Here is a 19,515-nt window from a genome sequence, read left to right as displayed (position 1 = left end):
GATGCGCCTCCGTGCCGCCCGCCCCGACGACCGTCCTTCACGTTCTCGCGCGAGGACTAGGGTTCGAACGCGGCGGGCCCCTGTGTCACGAGTATGGCGAACTGCGCCGCATCGAGCACGCGGATGCCGAGTTCTTCGGCCTTCGCGAGCTTCGACCCGGCGCCCGGCCCTGCCGCGACGAAGTCGGTCTTCTTCGAGACGCTCGAGGCGGCCTTGCCGCCGGCGTTGATGATCGCCTCTTGGGCGCCGTCTCGCGTGAACCCCTCGAGGCTGCCGGTCGCGACGACGGTGAGACCTGCGAGCACTCCCCCGGCTGCGGCCGCCGCCCCCGGCCCGGGGTGCCCCTCGGTCTGCCACTGCACACCCGCCGCGGTCCACTTCTCGATGATGTCGCGATGCCAGTCGACGCCGAACCAGTCGATGAGCGAGTCGGCGATGATGCCGCCGACGCCGTCGACCTCGGCGAGCTCGTCGCGCGTCGCCTCGCGGATCTTCTCGAGCGAACCGAACCAATCGGCGAGCGCGCGAGCGGCGACCGGCCCGACGTGACGGATGTTGAGCGAGACGAGCAGGCGCCAGAGCGGCTTGGTCTTCGCCTTCTCGAGCTCGGCGAGGAGCTTGGTCGCGGCCTCGGACGGCCCCACCTCGCGGAAGTCCTTGCGCACCCCGGCAGCACGGCGCTCGGCCGGCGTCATCGCTTCGGTGCCGGGCGGGTAGGTGATGCGCACCTTCTGGAACGGCGCCCGCCTGACCGGCTCGCCGGTCGTCTCGTCGAACTTGGACTCGCCCGTCTCGGCGTCGCGCACGATGACCTCGATCGGCACGAGCTCGTCGAGCGTGAGGTCGAAGAGCCGAGCCTCGGTCGCGAGCGGAGGTTCGACCGGGAACGAGGGCTGCGTGAGCGCAGCCGCGGTCACCTCGCCGAGCGCCTCGATGTCGAGACCGCCGCGTGAGCCGATGTGCTCGACCCGTCCGCGTACCTGCGCGGGGCAGGACTCCGCGTTCGGACAGCGCAGGTCGATGTCGCCCTCTTTCATGGCCCGGAGCTCGGTGCCGCACTCGGGACAACACTCGGGCATGTGCCACTCGACCTCGCTGCCGTCGCGCAACTGCTCGACCGCCCCGAGGATCTCGGGGATCACGTCGCCCGCCTTGCGCAGCACGACCGTGTCGCCGATGAGCACGCCCTTGGCGCGCACCACCTGCTGGTTGTGCAGGGTCGCCTGGCGCACGGTCGAGCCGGCGACCTTGACGGGCTCCATGACGGCGTACGGCGTCGCGCGCCCGGTGCGGCCGACGCCGACGACGATGTCGAGCAGCTTCGTGTGCACCTCTTCGGGCGGGTACTTGTAGGCGATCGCCCAGCGCGGCGCACGGCTGGTCGCACCGAGCTCGGCATGCAGTTCGAGTTCGTCGATCTTCACGACGATTCCGTCGATCTCGTGCTCGACGTCGTGACGGTGCTCACCGCGGTCGACGATGTAGTCGGCGACGTCGTCGACGGTCGAGAAGACCCGGGAATGCGGCGAGACCGGCAGCCCCCACGACGCGAGCAGGCCGTAGATCTCGGACTGCGCGGTCGCCTCGGGATGCGCCCATGCGCCGATGCCGTGCAGGTAGAGCGAGAGCCGGCCGAGGCGCTCGCGCATGAGGGCGAGCTCGGTCTCGCCCTTGTTCTCGCGGCGCTGACGCAGGCTGCCGGCCGCGGTGTTGCGCGCGTTGGCGAACTCGGCGTACCTCGTGGGGATGGCGTCGGCGTCACGACCACGAGCGACCCACTCCGTCTCGAACGCGGCCTGGAGTTCGTGCTGTCTGGCGTTGAGCGCCTCGAAGTCGACGGTGCGCAGGAACACCTCGCCGCGCACTTCGAAGAACGGAGGGAACCCGGCGCCCGACAACCGCCGCGGGATGACCGGGATCAGGTCGACGTTCTCGGTGATGTCCTCGCCGACGCGACCGTCGCCTCGCGTCGTCGCGGTCTCGAGCACGCCGTCGCGGTAGGCGAGGCTGATCGCGAGCCCGTCGATCTTCAGCTCCGAGAGCCAGTGCACCGGACGCCCGGCCGCGGCTTCGGCCTTCGCGGCCCATTCGCGGAACTCGTCGATCGAGAACACGTTGTCGAGGCTCAGCATGCGTTCGGCGTGCTCGTGCTCGGGGAAGCCCGCGGAAGCGACCGCCGCGCCGACCTGCTGGGTCGGGCTGTCCTGCCCGACGAGCTCGGGGAACGCGCGCTCAAGCGCCTCGAGGCGGTGGAAGTCGGCGTCGTACTCCGCATCGGAGAGCGTGGAGTCGCCGTCGCCGTAGTAGGCGAGCCGCGCCGCCTCGATGCGCGCCGTGATCGCCTCGGCCTCGGCACGGGCCGTCTCGAAATCGGTCGGAAGGTCGGTCTCAGCCGGGGTCTCGCTCACATGATCATCCTATGAGCGGCCTCCGACGTCGCGGGGAGCACCACTACGGGCACGGGGCCGACGAGCCGGACGAGCCCGTCGAGCGGTCGGATGCAGATCGGATGCCGCGGGCGCCCGCTCGCGGCATCCGGTCAGGTCGCGTCCCAGAGCGCCCGGTAGAACGCGATCCGCTCGGGGTCGGGCGCGATGCCGTACGCCTCGAAGAAGGCGGGCTCGAACCCGGCGCCGTAGTTCCACTCGAGGCTCCAGCTCGCCACCGCGAGGTCGGCCCACCGGTCGGCGACGCCGAGTCGCGCGACGTCGACGATGCCGGCGAAGCGACCCGCTCGATCCACGAGCGTGTTCGGCGCGCACGGGTCGCCGTGGCAGACGACGAGACGGTCGACCGGCGGCGCGTGGTGCATCCGCTCGGGCACCACGAGTCCGGATGCCCCGGCCACCGCGATGCGCGCTCCGACCGACCAGTCGAACGGACAGTCCGCAGGGTCGAGCGACCCGTGCAGCAGGCGGAGCCCCTCGCCGACGGCCCGTGCCGCGACATCCGCCCGCTCGGTCCAGTGCGGCGCCACGGCGGACTCGGCGTCGATCGCCGCCGTCGCGAGCCATTCGCCGCGCTCGTCCCGGCCGGAGGCCAACACCTCGGGCGCCGGGAACCGCCCGCGCAGCCACGAGAGCCGCTGCTCCTCGTCGCCGAGCGACTCCCCCGAGCCGCTCGGGTTCCACTTGACGAAGCACGCACCTCCGTCGACGGCCGACCGGTCCACGCGGAAGGTGAGTCCGCCCACGGTGTTGCGCCACACGGGCACGGGTTCGGCTCCGCCCGCGAAGGCCGCCACTGCGTCGGGCACCTCGACGTCGGAGCCGGGCGCGCCGGCGAGCTCGCGCGTCACGCGAGCTCGCCGGGGTGCGGGGGCGTCGACCGGATCAGGACTCCTCGACGAACCCGGCGCGATCGACGCGGCGGTGGTACCGCGTGCCCGCCATTCCGCCGAGCACGGCGCCGGCGAGGCTCGCCGCGAGCACGATCGCCGCGACGACGAGGCCTGCGACGGTGAACTCCTCGGCGCTCATGGTGAGACGCGGGTAGAGGTTGGCGTTCGCGAGCACGTCGACCTGGCTGCCGATGATCACGCTGACGAGCGACACCACGATCGCGATCACCAGCGCCCACACCCACACGGCGAGTCCCTGCACGGCGCCGTTGAAGCGCGCCATGCGCGCGGCGACGTAGCCGCCGCACCAGTACGACGCGAGCAGGATGACGGCCAGCACCGCGACCGCGACCCAGCCGACGTCGCTGGAGGCCACGCCCGTGAGCACGGCCGCGCGGCCGGCGGTGTCGATGCCGAGCGCGGTGCTCGCCCCGGCCACGGTGCCGGTGAGGATCGCCGCGGTGCCGGTGGCGGTCAGCCAGCCGAACAGGGCGGATCCGAGCTTCACGCCGCCGAACGCCTCGCGTTGACGGCCGACCACGGTGCGGCGGGCGGCGGCGCCCGAGAGGGCGGCGGCTGAGCCCTCGGCCGCCTCGGGCCGATCGGACGCCGCGGGGCGGTCGTCCGTCGTGGCGGAGTCGCCGGGGCCGGCGGGGCCGGCGGATCCGGCCCCGTGAGCGGGAGCCGGGTACGCGACGGTGTCGCGCTCATCGGGCGCGGGCTCGTCGATCACGGCGGCGGCGGGTGCGGGGTGCGTGGCGCTTCGTTCTGCGGGAACTCGGGGGGTGGTCACGTCGTCCTCCTCGGGAATGCGCCGCCGTCCGGCGGCGTGCACGTCAATCTAGGGGAGGTGCGACATCGGTCGTGGGGCCTTGACACGGCGCGCGGCCAACGGGTATCTCATGCGCGAACGGGCCATGCTCCACCGGCGCCCGTGCAGGCGGGGCGATCGGTCGACGGTGCCGCAGCGACCTCAGATGCCGACCGGCACCGCGCTGACCGTGCGGTCGATCGTGAACTGGCCGAGCACGCGCGTGCCGACGTAGATCACGGCCGTCTGGCCGGGGGCGACGCCGTCGAGCGGGACCTCGGGCGTCACGACGAGCTCCGCCGTGCCCGCGGCATCCGTGACGACCAGCGCGACGGCCCGCACGGGGTCGGCGTGCGCGCGGATCTGCACCTCGCAGTCGAACTCCGCGGCCGGGTCTGCGGGCGCGAGCCCGGCCCACGTGAAGCGGGAGCCCGCGATGAGCGCCGTCGCGAGCGCCTCCTTGGGGCCGACAACGACCGTGTTCTCCTTCGGACGCACCTCGAGCACGAAGCGCGGCTTGCCGTCGGCGGCCGGCGTGCCGAGCCGCATGCCGCGGCGCTGGCCGACGGTGAACGAGTGCGCACCCTCGTGCGAGCCCACGACGGCGCCGGTGCGGTCGACGATGTCGCCGGTCGCGGTGCCGACCTTGTCGGCCAGCCACCCCTTGGTGTCGCCGTCGGGGATGAAGCAGATGTCGTACGAATCGGGCTTCTGCGCGACGCTGAGCCCGCGACGCGCGGCCTCCTCGCGCACGAGCGCCTTCGACGGGGTGTTGCCCAGCGGGAAGTACGCGTGCGCGAGCTGCTCGGCCGTGAGTACGCCCAGTACGTAGGACTGGTCCTTCGCCTCCGCACTCGCACGGTGCAGCTCGAGCGCACCCGACTCGCCCGGCAGGACCTTGGCGTAGTGCCCCGTGGCGACCGCGTCGAAGCCGAGCGCGAGCGCCTTCTCGAGCAGGGCCGAGAACTTGATGCGCTCATTGCAGCGCATGCAGGGGTTCGGCGTGCGGCCGGCCGAGTACTCGGCGATGAAGTCGTCGACGACGTCGGCCTTGAACCGCTCCGAGAAGTCCCACACGTAGTACGGGATGCCGAGCACGTTCGCGGCTCGCTGGGCGTCCATCGAGTCCTCGATGGTGCAGCAGCCGCGGCTGCCGGTTCGCAGCGTGCCGGCGTTGCGACTGAGCGCCAGGTGCACGCCGACCACCTCGTGGCCCGCCTCGACGGCGCGCGCGGCTGCGACGGCGCTGTCGACGCCGCCGCTCATCGCTGCGAGAACCTTCATCCCTCCAGTGTAGGCAGGGCCGCCTGAACGGATGCCGCGCGCAGGCGCAGCGACTCGCGGCGCAGCGACTCGGCGGGCGTCAGCGGTCGAACGACGTGGCGCGCGCTGCGAGCCCGGCCTTCACGGCCTGCGCGTGCGCGGCGGGCAGGGCTGCGAGGAACGCGTCGACATCGTCACCGGTTGAGTCGTGGCCGAGCGTGATGCGCAGGGCGCCGCGCGCATCCGCCTCGGAGCGCCCCATGGCCATGAGCACGTGCGAGGGCTCGGGCACGCCGGCCTGACACGCCGACCCGGTCGACACGGCGACGCCGGCGGCGTCGAGCAGGAAGAGGAGCGAGTCGCCCTCGCATCCGTCGAACGAGAGGTGCACGTTGCCGGGCAGCCGGCCCTCGGAGTCGGGGTCGCCCGAGAGGTGCACGCCGTCGACCGCGGCGAGCGCGCCCGCGATGAGCCGGTCGCGGAGGGACGCCATGCGCGCGGCGTCGACGGCGAGGTGGGCCTGCACGGCCTCGGCGGCGGCGGCGAAGCCCGCGGCGGCCGCGACGTCCTGCGTGCCCGACCGCACCTTGCGCTGCTGCCCGCCGCCGTGGATGAGCGGCTCGAGCGCGGCCGACCGGTCGAGCACGAGCGCGCCGATGCCCGTGGGCCCGCCGATCTTGTGCGCCGAAACGCTGAGCGCGACGAGCCCGGCGCCGCGCGGCGCGTTCGTTTCGCGACGCAGCGCCCGCACGTCGATCGGCACCTGCCCGTACGCCGACACGGCGTCGACGTGCAGCGGCACGCCCGCCGCGGCCGTCAGGCGCGCGACCTCGGCGACCGGCTGGATCGTGCCCACCTCGTTGTTGGCCCAGAGCATCGTGACGAGGGCGACGGATGCCGCGTGCTCGGCGAGCAGCGCCTCGAGCACGTCGAGCCGAAGTCGCCCGATCGCGTCGAGCGGCACCTCGTCGATCACGGCGCCCTCGTGGGTCGCCAGCCACTCGACCGTGTCGACGGTGGCGTGGTGCTCCCCGGCCGGGACGATGAGGCGCGGGCGCGAGGCATCCGTCTGCCGGCTCCACCAGAGTCCCTTGATCGCGAGGTTCACGGCCTCGGTGCCGTTGCCGGTGAAGACAACCTCGATGCCGTCGACGCCGAGGGTCGCGGCGATGCGCTCGCGGCTCTCCTCGAGCACGCGCTTGGCCTGCTGCCCGGCGCTGTGGATGGACGCGGGATTGCCGACGAGGCGCATCGCGTCGACCATCGCCTCGATCGCCTCCGGCCGTACCGGCGTGGTCGCCGCGTGGTCGAGATAGACCGGCATGCGCCCTCCAACCAGTTCGTGGTCCTACTCTAGATCGCATGTCTGAGAGCGATCCCCTGCACGACCTCGGTGTGCGCACCGGCCCCGACGGCGGCACGGTCCGCGTCTGGTCGGCGAACGCGACCTCGGTCGAGCTCGAGGTCTTCGATCGCGCCGACGCCGGGTGGGCGACCGACCGCGTCGAACTCGCGCGCGACGACCACGGCGTGTGGCAGGGGTCCTCTGCGGCGCTCGTGCACGGTGCCAGGTACGGATTCCGCGTCGACGGCCCCACCGGGGTGGAGCACGCCTTCAACCCCGCGCAGACGCTCCTCGACCCGTACGCGCGCGGACTCGCCGCGGTCGGCGGAGGGTCATGGCACGGCGTCGCCCTCGATCCGCTGGTCGGCGGCACGGGCGGAGGCGCCGATGCGGACGCCTTCGACTGGGCGGGCACGGCCAAGCCGCGGGTGCCGCTCGACCACACGGTCGTCTACGAGGCCCACGTGCGCGGGTTCTCCAAGCTGAATCCGGCCGTGCCCGAGACGCTTCGCGGAACGTACGCGGGCCTCGCCCACGACGCCTCGCTCGAGTACCTGACCGGGCTCGGCGTGACCACCGTCGAACTGCTGCCCGTGCACGCGTTCCTGTCGGAGCACCGTCTGAAGCGCCAGGGCCGCACGAACTACTGGGGCTACAACACGCTCGCGTTCTTCGCCCCCCACGCGCCGTACGCGACCGCGGCCGCCCGCGCGCAGGGCGCGGGAGCCGTGCGCCGCGAGTTCGCCGAGATGGTGCGGAGCCTGCACGCCGCCGGCCTCGAGGTCGTGCTCGACGTCGTCTACAACCACACCGCCGAAGAGGGTCGGCAGGGCCCGACGTACTCGTTCCGCGGCATCGACAACGCCGCGTACTACCGCCACGACGCGCACGGCCGGTACGTCGACACGACCGGGTGCGGCAACACGCTCGACTTCGGACGCACCGAGCCGCAGCGTCTCGTGCTCGACTCGCTCCGGCACTTCGCAGACGAACTCCAGGTCGACGGGTTCCGTCTCGACCTCGCAGCCACGCTCGGCCGGGACGACCACGGCGCCTACACGCCGGATCACCCGCTGCTGCAGGCGATGCTCGCCGACCCGGTCATCGGGGCGACGAAGCTCATCGCCGAGCCGTGGGACGTCGGCCCCGGCGGCTGGCAGACCGGCAACTTCCCGCGCGGCTTCGTCGAGTGGAACGACCGCTACCGCGACCGCATGCGCGATTTCTGGCTCGGCGACCTGCGCCGCGAACGGCAGACGGGCGACGCGGGCAGCGGCATCGGCCGCTTCGCGACACGCCTGGCCGGGTCGTCGAACACGTTCAGCCTCGAACGGGGCCCGCTCGCGAGCCTCAACTTCATCACCGCGCACGACGGCTTCACGCTCGCCGACCTCACGGCCTACGACGTCAAGCACAACCTGGGCAACGGCGAGCAGAACCGCGACGGCACCGACGGCAACAACTCCTACAACCACGGAGTCGAGGGCGAGACCGACGACGTCGAGGTGCTCGCGGCGCGTCGGCGCAGCATCCGGAACCTGCTCGGAACGCTGCTGCTCTCGGCGGGCGTGCCGATGCTCACTGCCGGCGACGAGTACGGGCGTTCGCAGCGGGGCAACAACAACGCGTACTGCCAGGACTCCGACCTCACCTGGCTCTCGTGGAGCGCCGACGAACGCGATGCGGGCCTCGAGGCCACGACCCGCCGGCTCGTGGCCCTGCGTCGCGACAACCCGGCGATCAGGCCCGTGCGTTTCGGCGTGTTCGGCGAGACCACGCCGAGCGCGTCGCAGATGGACTGGTACAACGCCGACGGCGAGACCATGACGATCGACGACTGGAACGACCCGGCCGAGCGCACGCTGCAGTACCTCGCGGCGTCGACGCCCGAGGTCGAGGCGTTCAACCGCATCCTGCTCGTCGTGCACGCGCACGAGACGCCCACCGAGGTCGTGCTGCCCGAGCACGACGGCGTCACGGGCTACATGCTGCTCTGGGACTCCAACGACGAGCACCCGGTGACCGAGGCGAGCGAGCACCTGCCGGGCGAGCGCATCGCGGTGCCCCCGCAGGCGATGCTGCTCTACCGGGCGCTCGGCGAGGCGTCGAGCGCGGCATCCGATGCGATGTCCGTCATCGATCCCCCGGCCTCCGACGACCCGGTCGGCGACGCTCGGACCGCCGGCTGATGGCCAGGCGAGCGGATGCCGCGGCCGGCACGCCCGCGACCCTCGCGTTGACCCGGGCGGGCGTCGACTTCCGAGTGCACGCCTACGAGCACGATCCGCGTGCCGCCGCCTACGGCCTCGAGGCCGCCGAGAAGCTCGGACTCGACCCCGAGCGCGTGTTCAAGACCCTGCTCGCCTCGGTCGACGGTTCCCTCGCCGTCGCGATCGTGCCCGTCGCGATGCAACTCGACCTCAAGGCGCTCGCGCAGGCCCTCGGCGGCAAGCGGGCCGAGATGGCCGATCCGGCCGTCGCCGAGCGCAAGACCGGCTACGTCGTCGGCGGCATCAGCCCCATCGGCCAGAAGACGCCGCTGCCCACCGTGCTCGACGAGTCCGCGATCGTCTGCGAGACGGTCTACGTGTCGGGCGGTCGCCGGGGACTCGACCTCGAGCTCGCGCCCGACGACCTCGTCGCGATCACCTCGGCCGCCTACGCGCCCATCGCCAGAGCCCGCTGACCGGGTTCGTCCGGCCTGCGCTCGCAGGCCGGACGGCGCACGCCTCAGTCGGCGAGGGCGACGAGCCCCAGTTCCGCCGGGGAGACGAGCAGCGCGTGCCGCGGAACGACGCGCACCGTGTAGCCGAAGGAGCCGGCGCGATCGAGCACGATCGTGCCCGTGTACAGCTGCGGACCCCCGACGGCGGCGCCGGCATCCGTGCCCGTGATCGCGGGCGCCAACGGCGTGCGCTGCGCGTGTTCGATGCGCTCGTCGGACCTGCTGCGACCGTGCACGGCCTCGACCGTCACGTCGTCAGCGGAGAGCCCGCCGAGATCGACGTGCGCGCGCAGCTGCAGTTCGTCTCCCACGTGCGGCGCGTCGACGCCGCCCGACTCCACATGCCCGACCCGCACGCTCGGCCAGGCGGCCCGGACGCGCTCGAGGTACGCCGCGAGGTCCTTGGCGCCGCGGTCGTTGTCGGCGGCGACGCGCTCGGCCTGCTCGGCGGCCGGACGGTACAACTCCTCGACGTACTGCTTGACCATGCGATCGGCACCGAGCTCGGGTGCGAGCGTGTCGAGCGTCGTCCGCACGCGGCGCACCCACTCCTCGGGGACGCCGTCGTGGTTGCGCTCGTAGTACCGGGTCGCGACGCGGTGCTCGAGCAGCTCGTAGAGCGAGGCCGCCTCGAGAGCGTCGCGTTCGCCGGCGTCGCCGGCGGCATCCGCCGACGGGATGACCCAGCCGTAGTCCTCCCCCTCGTATTCGGCCCACCAGCCGTCGAGGATCGAGAGGTTGAGCGCGCCGTTCATGGCGGCCTTCATGCCCGACGTGCCGCACGCCTCGAGCGGGCGGAGCGGGTTGTTCAGCCACACGTCGCAACCGGGGTACAGCAGTTCGGCCATGCCCATGTCGTAGTCGGGCAGGAACACGATGCGCTCGCGGAGCTCGGGCTGCGCGGCGAACTGCACGAGCTTCTGGATGAGCCGCTTGCCCTCGTCGTCGGCGGGGTGGGACTTGCCCGCGATCACGAACTGCACGGGGCGCTCGGGGTTCGTGAGGATGGCCTTCAGCCGCTCGGGATCCTGCAGCATGAGCGTGAGGCGCTTGTAGGTGGGCACGCGACGCGCGAACCCGACCGTAAGCGTGTCGGGGTCGAGCACCTGTCGCACCCACTTCGGCGGCTGGGCGCCGGCGTGCTGCTCGCTCCACGCCGCAGCGAGGCGGCGCCTCGCGTCTTCGACCAACTGCAGTCGCATGCCCCGCTTGACGCCCCAGAACTCGGCGTCGGAGACCGCCTCGCTCCGCCAGTCGGCGTGCTCGGTGTCGCCGGTGCCGAGGTTGGACTCGGCGAGCGCGACGAGCGCCGGATCGGTCCACGTCGGCGCGTGCACGCCGTTCGTGATCGACGTGATGGGCACCTCGTCACTGTCGAAACCGGGCCACAGGTCGCCGAACATGCGCCGGCTCACCTCGCCGTGCAGCTTCGACACGCCGTTCGCGTGCTGGGCGAGCCGCAGCCCCATGACGGCCATGTTGAACGCACTCGTGGCCGGGTCCGCGCCGGGCTCGACCCCCAGAGCGAGCGCGTCGGCGAGCTCGACGCCGGGCAGCAGCGACGAGGTGAGGTAGCGCTCCACGAGCCCGCGGTCGAAGCGGTCGATGCCCGCGGGAACGGGGGTGTGCGTCGTGAACACGGTGCCCGCGCGCACGAGCTGCAGCGCCTCGGCGAACGAGAGCCCCTCGCCGATGAGCGTCGAGATGCGCTCGAGGCCGAGGAACCCGGCGTGCCCCTCGTTCATGTGGAACACGTCGGGCGCGGGCCGTGAGGTGAGCTCGGTGTAGGCCTTGACCGCCCGCGCTCCGCCGACGCCGAGCAGGAGCTCCTGCAGCAGGCGGTGTTCGCCGCCGCCCCCGTAGAGACGGTCGGTGACCGACCGCAGCGCATCGGTGTTCGCCGGGATGTCGGTGTCGAGCATCAGCAGCGGGATGCGTCCGACGGCGGCCGTCCAGACGCGCGCGTGCAGCGAGCCGTCGTCCGGCAGCGCGAGCGTGACCTGCACGGGCGATCCGTCGGGATGCCGCAGCAGTGACAGCGGCAGCCCGTCGGGGTCCAGCACCGGGTAGCGCTCCTGCTGCCAGCCGTCGTCGGTGATCGACTGCGAGAAGTAGCCCGCCTTGTAGAACAGGCCGACGCCGATGAGCGGCACGCCCAGGTCGGAGGCGGCCTTCAGGTGGTCGCCTGCGAGGATGCCGAGTCCGCCGGAGTACTGCGGCAGCGCCGCCGTGATGCCGAACTCGGGCGAGAAATACGCGATGGTGCGGGGCACCTCGGCGCCGAGCGACTGGAACCAGCGCGGCTCGTCGAGGTACGCGCGGAGCCCCGCGCGTTCGCGCTCGGCCCAGTCGACGAATCCTCCGTCGCCGGCGAGCGCCGCGAGCCGTTCGGGCGCGACCTCGCCGAGGAGTGTCACGGGGTCGCGGTTCGAGGCGCGCCACAGTTCGGGATCGATGGCCTCGAACAATCGCCGGGTCGGTTCGTGCCACGACCAGCGGAGGTTGGCGGCGAGCTCCTCGAGTGCCGAGAGCGGGGCAGGGACGACGGCGCGGACGGTGAACTTGCGAATCGGCTTCACGGCACCAACCTACGTGCCGTGCATGTCGAATGTGTGAACGTCGGCACGCCCCGGCGAGGCATTCCGCGCTACGGTCGTTCACGTGAGCACCCGATCCGTTCGCGCCGGTCGCATCCCCGTCACCCGGCTCTCCCCCGCCGTGCCCGACCCCCGTTGGCATCCGAAGGCCTTCGACGGCGAAGTGGTGCCGTTCCGGGCGAACGTGTTCCGCGAGGGGCACGATCAGGTCGGAGCAATGCTCGTGCTCACCGCCCCGTCCGGGCTGGTGCGCCGCGAGCGCATGTCGCTGACGGCGCCCGGCACCGACCGGTGGGAGGCGAGCGTCCTGCTCGACGAGATCGGCGAATGGCACTGGCACGTCACGGGCTTCGACGACGAGATCGGCACCTGGCGGCACGACGCCGCGCTGAAGATCGACGCCGGAGTCGACGTCGAGCTCATGTTCGAGATCGGCGCGAGGCTGCTCGACCGCGCGGTCGCCGACAAGTCGCGGCCCGCGGCCGCCCGCAGGCGCCTGACGGCGATCGCGGCGAAGCTGCGCGACCCCGCGGCATCCGTCGCCGGCCGTCGGGAGCTCGTCGACGACCCCGCGCTCGGCGAGTTCGTCACCCGACCGCTCGCCGAGCTCAGCAGCGACTCCGACGAGCACGCGATCCTCGTCGAGCGCCGTCGCGCGGGCGTCGGGTCGTGGTACGAGTTCTTCCCCCGGTCCGAGGGTGCGCGGCGGCTGAAGAACGGCACCTGGAAGTCGGGCACGTTCCGTTCGGCGGTGAAGCGCCTCGACGGCGTCGCGGCCATGGGGTTCGACGTGCTCTACCTGCCGCCGATCCACCCCATCGGCGTGACGAACCGCAAGGGGCCCAACAACACGCTCGACCCGGCACCCGGCGACCCGGGTTCGCCATGGGCCATCGGCGGCCCGCTGGCCGACGGCACCATGGGCGGGCACGACGCCGTGCATCCCGATCTCGGCACGCTCGCCGACTTCCGCGCCTTCGTGCGCCGCGCGAACGCCCTCGGCATCGAGGTCGCGCTCGACCTCGCGCTGCAGGCCTCGCCCGACCACCCCTGGGTGACCGAGCACCCCGAGTGGTTCACGGTACTTCCCGACGGCAGCATCCGCTTCGCCGAGAACCCGCCGAAGAAGTACCAGGACATCTACCCGGTGAACTTCGACCTCGACCCAGAGGGCGTCTTCGCCGAGGTCGAGCGCATCGTGCGGCACTGGATGAAGCAGGGCGTGCGCATCTTCCGCGTCGACAACCCCCACACCAAGCCGCTCGCCTTCTGGGAGCGGCTCATCGGCGAGATCAACGCGACCGATCCCGACGTGGTCTTCCTCGCCGAGGCGTTCACCCGCCCGTCGATGATGCAGGCCCTCGCGATGGCGGGCTTCCAGCAGTCCTACTCGTACTTCACCTGGCGCAACACGAAAGAGGAGCTCGAGGAGTTCCTCACCAGCGTCTCGCAGCAGACCGCCGACTTCATGCGGCCCAACCTGTTCGTGAACACGCCCGACATCCTCACCGAGTACCTGCAGTTCGGCGGCCCGGCCGCGTTCACGGTGCGCGCGACGATCGCCGCGACCGCCGCGCCGAACTGGGGCGTCTACTCGGGCTTCGAGCTCTTCGAGTCCGTCGCGCGTCCCGGCGCCGAAGAGGCGATCGACAACGAGAAGTTCGAGTACAAGCCCCGCGACTTCGCCGCGGCCGAGGCCGAGGGCCGCTCGCTCGGCCTGTATCTCGGCATCCTGAACGGCATCCGCTCCGCTCACCCCGCGCTCGGGCAGCTGCGCAACATCAGGTTCCACACCAGCGACGACGACGCCGTGCTCGTCTACTCGAAGCATCTCGAGGGCCGATTCACCCCCGACGGCGTCGACGACACGATCATCGTCATCGCGAACGTGGACCCGCATTCCGTGAGGGAGACCACCGTGCACCTCGATCTCGAGTCCATCGGCATCGCGCCGGGCGCGCGATTCGCCGTCGAAGACCTGGTCACCGGGCATCGCTGGGAGTGGGGCCACTCGAACTACGTGCGCCTCGACGCGTTCACACGGCCCGCGCACGTGCTGCACGTCGTGCGAGGCGCGCATGTCTGACCGGATGCCGGCGGCCGGCCCCACGGTCCCCGACGACGTGCTGACGGCGGTCGCCGAGGGCCGTCACGCCGACCCGCACTCGGTGCTCGGGCAGCATCCGATCGTCACGGGTGCGGCGGGCGACGGGCGAGCGGATGCCGCAGCCACCGTGATCCGCACGCGCCGCCCGCTCGCCGACACGGTCGAGGCGCTCTTCGCGGACTCGCCCCCGCTCCCCCTGCAGCACATCGGGCACGGGGTGTGGGCCGGCGTCGCCGATGCCACGCCGCGCGACTACCTGATCCGAGCGACCTACGGCGACGACGAGTGGACGAGCGACGAGCCCTACCGGTTCGTGCCGAGCATCGGCGAGCTCGACCTGCACCTCATCGGCGAAGGCCGGCACGAGGAGCTCTGGCGCGTGCTCGGCGCCCATCGACGCTCCCACTGGGGCGTGGCGGCGCCGGTCGAGGGCACGTCGTTCACCGTGTGGGCGCCGCGCGCCCGTGCGGTCCGCGTCGTGGGCGGGTTCAACCGGTGGGACGGCACGTCGCACACCATGCGCAGCATGGGCTCGTCCGGGGTCTGGGAGCTGTTCGTCCCCGATGTCGAGCCGGGCGCGACCTACAAGTTCGAGATCCTCACCGCCTCGGGCGAGTGGATCATGAAGGCCGACCCGATGGCCCGTCAGGCCGAGGTCTCACCGGCGACCGGCTCGATCGTCGAGGTCTCCACGCACGAGTGGGACGACGCCGACTGGATCGCCGAGCGCGCCCGCACCAACGCGCACGAACGCCCGATGAGCATCTACGAGATGCACCTCGGCTCGTGGCGGCCCGGCCGCTCCTACCGCGACGTCGCCGACGAGCTCATCGAGTACCTGGGCTGGCTGGGCTACACGCACGTCGAGTTCATGCCCCTCGCGGAGCATCCGTTCGGCGGATCGTGGGGGTATCAGGTCACCGGCTACTACGCCGTGACCAGCCGATTCGGAAGCCCAGACGACCTCAAGTACCTCATCGACCGCCTGCATCAGGCCGGGTACGGCGTCATCATGGACTGGGTTCCCGGCCACTTCCCCAAAGACGGCTGGGCGCTCGCGCGCTTCGACGGCGAGGCGCTCTACGAGCACCCCGACCCGCGCAAGGGCGAGCAGAAGGACTGGGGCACGTACGTCTTCGACTACGGCAACCCGCGCGTGCGCAACTTCCTCGTCGCGAACGCCCTGTTCTGGTTCGAGGAGATGCACGTCGACGGCCTCAGGGTCGACGCCGTGGCATCGATGATCTACCTCGACTACTCGCGCGCCGACGGCGAATGGGAGCCGAACATCCACGGCGGTCGCGAGCACCTCGAGGCCATCGGATTCCTCCAGGAGGCGAGCGCCACCGCCTACAAGCGCAATCCCGGCATCGTCATGATCGCCGAGGAGTCCACCTCGTTCCCAGGAGTCACCGCCGCGACCTCGAACGGCGGCCTCGGGTTCGGCTACAAGTGGAACATGGGGTGGATGCACGACACGCTGCAGTACATCTCGAAGGACCCGATGTACCGGTCGCACCACCACCACGACCTCACCTTCTCGTTCCTCTACGCGTTCAGCGAGCACTTCGTGCTGCCGATCAGCCACGACGAGGTCGTGCACGGCAAGGGCTCGCTCATCCGCAAGATGCCCGGCGACCACTGGCAGCAGCTCGCGAACGTGCGCGCCTACCTCTCGTTCATGTGGGCCCATCCCGGCAAGCAGCTGCTCTTCATGGGTCAGGAGTTCGGCCAGCTCTCCGAGTGGAGCGAGGAGCGCGGGCTCGACTGGTGGATCCTCGAGCAGCCCAGCCACAAGCAGCTCGCCGAGTTCGTCGGCGCGCTCAACCGCGCATACCGCGAGCAGGCCGCGCTCTGGCAGCTCGACGACGAGGCCGCAGGCTTCGAGTGGATCGAGGGCGGAGCGGCCCAGCAGAACGTCGTCGCGTTCCTGCGCTACGACCGCGAACGCCGCCCGCTGCTGTGCATCGTCAACTTCTCGGGCGTGCCGCACGAACGCGTCCGCTTCGGGCTCCCGATCACCGGCCGCTGGCGCGAGATCCTGAACTCGGATGCCGCGCAGTGGGGCGGATCCGGCGTCGGCAACCTCGGCGGGGTCGACGCGACGGCGACGCCGTGGGCTGGGCGGCCGGCGTCGGCCGAGTTCACGCTTCCGCCGCTCGGCGCCGTCTGGTTCACGCTGGACTGAACGCGCGCAGACGACTCGGGCCCCGCCTCACGGCGGGGCCCGAGTCACGAAGGGCGAGCCTGCGACATCCGGAACGGCTCAGAAGAGCAGGTTCGTGAGGCGTCGCCGGGCCACGGCGACCCGCGGGTCCTCGGTGCCGACGACCTCGAAGAGCTCCACCAGGCGCTCGCGCACGAGCTTCTTCTGGTCGGCGTCGAGCTTCGGGAACACGCTCAGCAGGCGGTCGAACGCGTCGTCGACGTGTCCGCCCGAGAGATCGAGGTCGGCCACGTCGAGCTGGGCCGACAGGTCTTCGGGGTTCGAAGCGGCGGCGTTGCGGATCGCCTCGAGCGTCTTGCCGTTCAGCCGACCGAGCAGGTTCGCCTGTGCGAGCCCCGCCACGGCCATCTGGTCGCGGGGGTCCTGGGCGATCGCCTTCTTGTACGCGGCCGCAGCCGCAGCGAAGTCTCCGCCCTCGATCGCCTCGTAGGCCTCCTGGTGCAGGGGCGGCAGCGGCGGCTCCTCGGGTGCCTGCGGCGCGGCATCGGGGTCGCCCGCGCCGTCCGTCGCCTCGACCGTGCCGGTCACCCCGTGCTGCGAGGCCAGTTCGAGGAGCTGGTCGAAGACCTGCTCGATGACCTCGTCGGGCTGGATGCCGGCGAAGAGCGGCACCGGCTGCCCGGCGACCACGGCGACGACCGTCGGAACGGACTGCACCTGGAACGCCTGCACGAGTTGCGGGCTGCGATCGGCATCGGCCGTCGCGAGCACGAGTCGACCCTCGCGGGCGCGCACCAGGCGTTCGAGCGACGCGACGAGTTCGACCGAGGGCTCGCTCCACGAACCCCAGACCGCGACGACGACCGGAACGGTGCGCGAGAGCTCGAGCGCCGCTGCGAAGCCCTGGTCGTCGGTCGCGAACACGACCCGACCGTCGGGCGCGGCCGCGGGGGCGGCACCTGCCGGCTGCTGCGATCGCTGCACGAGCGACGAGAGGTCGACCGCTCCGCGGAGCGCTGCGTGGGGAGTGGGGTCGGTCACGGTACCTCCGATGCGCCGATGAGTCCCTCGGACCACCCGAGGAGCCGGATCTTCTCGTCCGAGCCGACGGCCGGAACGTAGAACACCATCTGGATGCCGATGATGCGCTGAACGCCCTTCGCGCTCTTGCCCGTGAAGCCGGACAGCGCGGCGCCGGGCGCCCCCTCCTGGAAGCCGATCGTGCCGCCGTCGTTCGGCGTCACCTTCTCGGTCTGCTCGATCGACGCCGTGACGAGTGCGCCGGAGTCGTTCGTCGCGAGCGCGATCGTCGGGCCGTCGCCCACGCCGTTCGAGAACGCGATGTCGGCGGTCGGCGAGGTCGCATGCAGGTCGTCGCGGATCACCTTCTGCCCCGCGACGCCGAGCTGCTCGCGCAGCAGGTCGCCCTCGGGATCGAACATCGCCGCCCACTGGGAGTCATCGCCCTTGAGCAGCACGTCGGCGTACGCAGCGCTCACCTGGTCGGGCTGCATCACGAGTCCCTTGAACTCGGGCGAGATGAGCGGCGCGCCGATGCTCGCCGGGGCGACCTCGGGCACGTCGGCGTCTGGGGCGAGGGACATCGCGTAGACGACCTTGTAGTTCTCGCGGGGCGAGGCCTGCTGCAGGTACAGGGCGGTCGGCGCGACGGTCGGGTCGTCGGAGGCCTTCTCGATCACGAGCACGGTGCGTCCGGTCGCGGGCCAGCCGGCGACCTGCTGCGGGAGGATCAGCGTCGGAGTCGTGGCGGGCACGGGAACGGGGCCGGCCTGATCGGGCAGGGTCTTCCGGATCGCGTAGTTCGCGCGACGGGCCTCGAGCGCGGGGCCGATGAAGCGATCCGCGGCGAGGTCGCCGTCGAGCGCCTCGTCGGCGGCCGCAGCGCTCTCGGCGACGCGCGCCATGATGCGCTCCATCTGCGGCACCGTGACCGCGGGCACCAGCGGATCGGTCGCGGGCTCCTCGCCGTCGGGCGCGTCGGTCGAGACCGGCTCGACCGGAGGGGCCGTGGTCGCGGGCGCCGTCGTGGCCGGCGGTTGGTCGAAGCTCGGCCAGTAGTCGGGCGAGCACGCCGTCAGCGCGAGCGCCGGCAGCAGCAGCACGGGGATGATCGCGACGCGCTTGGATCGCCCGATCGAGCGCCGTCCGCCGCCGATCGGTCCCCGGCGCAGCTCAGCGGGCTTCGGACCGCTGCCCGCACGGCCCTTCGGCAGGTTGCGACGCGGTCCGCGAGAACGGCGGTGGTGCACGAAGCCCGAGATCACGAGGGCGACGCCCACGAGGAACAGCAGGCCGCCGCCGAGCAGCAGCGGGCCGGCCCACGGCGTCGCGTTGTCGAGCGGCCAGGTGAGCGTGAGTCGCGAGGGCGCGGGGTTCGTGCCGTCCGATGCGATCAGCACCGCGATGTCGTCGGGCACATCGATGGTCGTCGTCACGGACTGCTCGCCCGAGAGTTCGTCGAGCCAGAGGTCGGAGCCGACCGGGGAGTTCGCCGGAACGGGTTCGAGCGCGCCGCCGGCTGCGGCATCGGTGCCGGCCTCCGCGTCGGCGGTACCGGTCGGCTCCGGAGTCGGAGTGGGCGTCGTGGTCGGCGACGGACGCGAGGTCGCCTCTTCGCCCTCCTCGGCCGCGCCGTCGTCACCCGTGCCGTCCTCACCCGTGCCGTCATCGGTGCCGCTCGCCGCGTCGCGCGAATCGGTGGCGACCAGTTCGTCGGCCTCGGCGTCGTGGGTGATCGCGACGTACGGCGCTTCGCCGATCCAGGACTCGATGTCGTCGAGACGTCCGTATGCCAGGAACACGGTGTCGGTGCCCGCCGCGGTCAGGGTCTGCTTGCCCGGGTGCGCTGCGAGGGCCCCCGGCTCGACGACGACGTATGCGGCATCCGACTCGATGCTCGACGACAGCGAGACGCGGTCGGGTTCGAGGAACACCGTGCGCTGCGCGATGCCGAATCCGATCATCACGGCGGCTGCGGCGAAAGCCAGAATGGCGAAGACGAATCGCACGTTACCTCCGGTACCGCCTGTGGCGGCATTGAACAAAGACATCCAACCCTACCGGGATCCGCCTGTGAGTCGCCTCCGCCGCGACCGATCGTCACTCGGAGCGATCTCGGAGCAACTCGTGCCCGACGGGC

The 19,515-nt window shown here is 71.8% G+C and carries 12 protein-coding genes; 4 read left to right on the top strand and 8 right to left on the bottom strand.

Annotated features, from left to right (window positions below):
* Positions 1 to 56 precede the first annotated feature (56 nt).
* From ligA to BM342_RS09730, 5 genes are all read right to left on the bottom strand, one after another.
* Entirely contained in the window at positions 57 to 2,408 is a 2,352-nt protein-coding gene (gene ligA / locus BM342_RS09750; RefSeq protein ID WP_092965223.1) for an NAD-dependent DNA ligase LigA, read from the bottom strand.
* Between the two features lie 131 nt (positions 2,409 to 2,539).
* The gene (locus BM342_RS09745; RefSeq protein WP_092965221.1) at positions 2,540 to 3,298 is read right to left on the bottom strand and encodes an aminoglycoside 3'-phosphotransferase; all 759 of its coding nucleotides are present in this window, start codon (positions 3,296 to 3,298) and stop codon (positions 2,540 to 2,542) included.
* Between the two features lie 34 nt (positions 3,299 to 3,332).
* The gene (locus BM342_RS09740) at positions 3,333 to 4,133 is read right to left on the bottom strand and encodes a hypothetical protein (RefSeq protein WP_143109808.1); all 801 of its coding nucleotides are present in this window, start codon (positions 4,131 to 4,133) and stop codon (positions 3,333 to 3,335) included.
* A gap of 180 nt (positions 4,134 to 4,313) precedes the next feature.
* Positions 4,314 to 5,435 carry a tRNA 2-thiouridine(34) synthase MnmA gene (gene mnmA, locus BM342_RS09735; RefSeq protein ID WP_092965217.1) on the bottom strand — a complete coding sequence of 374 codons (1,122 nt, stop codon included), beginning with the start codon at positions 5,433 to 5,435 and terminating at the stop codon, positions 4,314 to 4,316.
* 79 nt (positions 5,436 to 5,514) lie between these two features.
* Positions 5,515 to 6,738 carry a cysteine desulfurase family protein gene (locus BM342_RS09730; protein ID WP_092965215.1) on the bottom strand — a complete coding sequence of 408 codons (1,224 nt, stop codon included), beginning with the start codon at positions 6,736 to 6,738 and terminating at the stop codon, positions 5,515 to 5,517.
* Between the two features lie 38 nt (positions 6,739 to 6,776).
* On the opposite strand from BM342_RS09730, the gene glgX reads away from it, so the two are divergent.
* Both glgX and ybaK read left to right on the top strand, forming a co-directional pair.
* Positions 6,777 to 8,948: a glycogen debranching protein GlgX gene (gene glgX / locus BM342_RS09725; RefSeq protein WP_092965213.1), complete on the top strand. Its 2,172-nt coding sequence runs from the start codon at positions 6,777 to 6,779 to the stop codon at positions 8,946 to 8,948.
* Positions 8,948 to 9,445, top strand: a complete 498-nt coding sequence (ybaK, locus tag BM342_RS09720; protein WP_092965211.1) for a Cys-tRNA(Pro) deacylase — start codon at positions 8,948 to 8,950, stop codon at positions 9,443 to 9,445. The genes glgX and ybaK overlap by 1 nt, the downstream gene beginning before the upstream one ends.
* Positions 9,446 to 9,489: 44 nt before the next feature.
* On the opposite strand, the gene glgP is transcribed toward ybaK, so the two are convergent.
* On the bottom strand, positions 9,490 to 12,063 hold the full coding sequence (gene glgP / locus BM342_RS09715) for an alpha-glucan family phosphorylase (protein ID WP_092965209.1): 2,574 nt from the start codon (positions 12,061 to 12,063) through the stop codon (positions 9,490 to 9,492).
* Positions 12,064 to 12,145: 82 nt separating this feature from the next.
* Here glgP and BM342_RS09710 point away from each other — a divergent pair, with 82 nt between their 5' ends.
* A complete protein-coding gene (locus BM342_RS09710; protein WP_092965207.1) occupies positions 12,146 to 14,167 on the top strand; it encodes an alpha-1,4-glucan--maltose-1-phosphate maltosyltransferase in 2,022 nt (673 codons plus the stop codon).
* Complete coding sequence (glgB, locus tag BM342_RS09705) at positions 14,160 to 16,376, top strand: 1,4-alpha-glucan branching protein GlgB (protein ID WP_092965205.1); 2,217 nt, start codon at positions 14,160 to 14,162, stop codon at positions 16,374 to 16,376. Before BM342_RS09710 ends, glgB begins: the two co-directional genes overlap by 8 nt.
* Positions 16,377 to 16,454: 78 nt before the next feature.
* On the opposite strand, the gene BM342_RS09700 is transcribed toward glgB, so the two are convergent.
* Both BM342_RS09700 and BM342_RS09695 read right to left on the bottom strand, forming a co-directional pair.
* On the bottom strand, positions 16,455 to 17,396 hold the full coding sequence (locus BM342_RS09700) for a tetratricopeptide repeat protein (protein WP_092965203.1): 942 nt from the start codon (positions 17,394 to 17,396) through the stop codon (positions 16,455 to 16,457).
* Positions 17,393 to 19,384, bottom strand: coding sequence for a DUF8094 domain-containing protein (locus BM342_RS09695; RefSeq protein ID WP_092965201.1), 1,992 nt, complete (start codon positions 19,382 to 19,384; stop codon positions 17,393 to 17,395). Before BM342_RS09695 ends, BM342_RS09700 begins: the two co-directional genes overlap by 4 nt.
* Positions 19,385 to 19,515: the final 131 nt, after the last annotated feature.

The sequence above is a fragment of the Agromyces sp. CF514 genome (assembly GCF_900113185.1).
GTDB lineage: Bacteria > Actinomycetota > Actinomycetes > Actinomycetales > Microbacteriaceae > Agromyces.
The sequence above is the reverse complement of the archived record's forward strand: the minus strand, read 5'-3'. Positions and strand labels throughout refer to the sequence as shown.

What these genes read in the sequence shown, in the direction of transcription:
- mnmA (WP_092965217.1), bottom strand. Translation starts at nt 5,435, where the DNA reads ATGAAGGTTCTCGCAGCGATGAGCGGCGGCGTCGACAGCGCCGTCGCA.
- BM342_RS09730 (WP_092965215.1), bottom strand. Translation starts at nt 6,738, where the DNA reads ATGCCGGTCTATCTCGACCACGCGGCGACCACGCCGGTACGGCCGGAG.
- glgX (WP_092965213.1), top strand. Translation starts at nt 6,777, where the DNA reads ATGTCTGAGAGCGATCCCCTGCACGACCTCGGTGTGCGCACCGGCCCC.
- ybaK (WP_092965211.1), top strand. Translation starts at nt 8,948, where the DNA reads ATGGCCAGGCGAGCGGATGCCGCGGCCGGCACGCCCGCGACCCTCGCG.
- glgB (WP_092965205.1), top strand. Translation starts at nt 14,160, where the DNA reads ATGTCTGACCGGATGCCGGCGGCCGGCCCCACGGTCCCCGACGACGTG.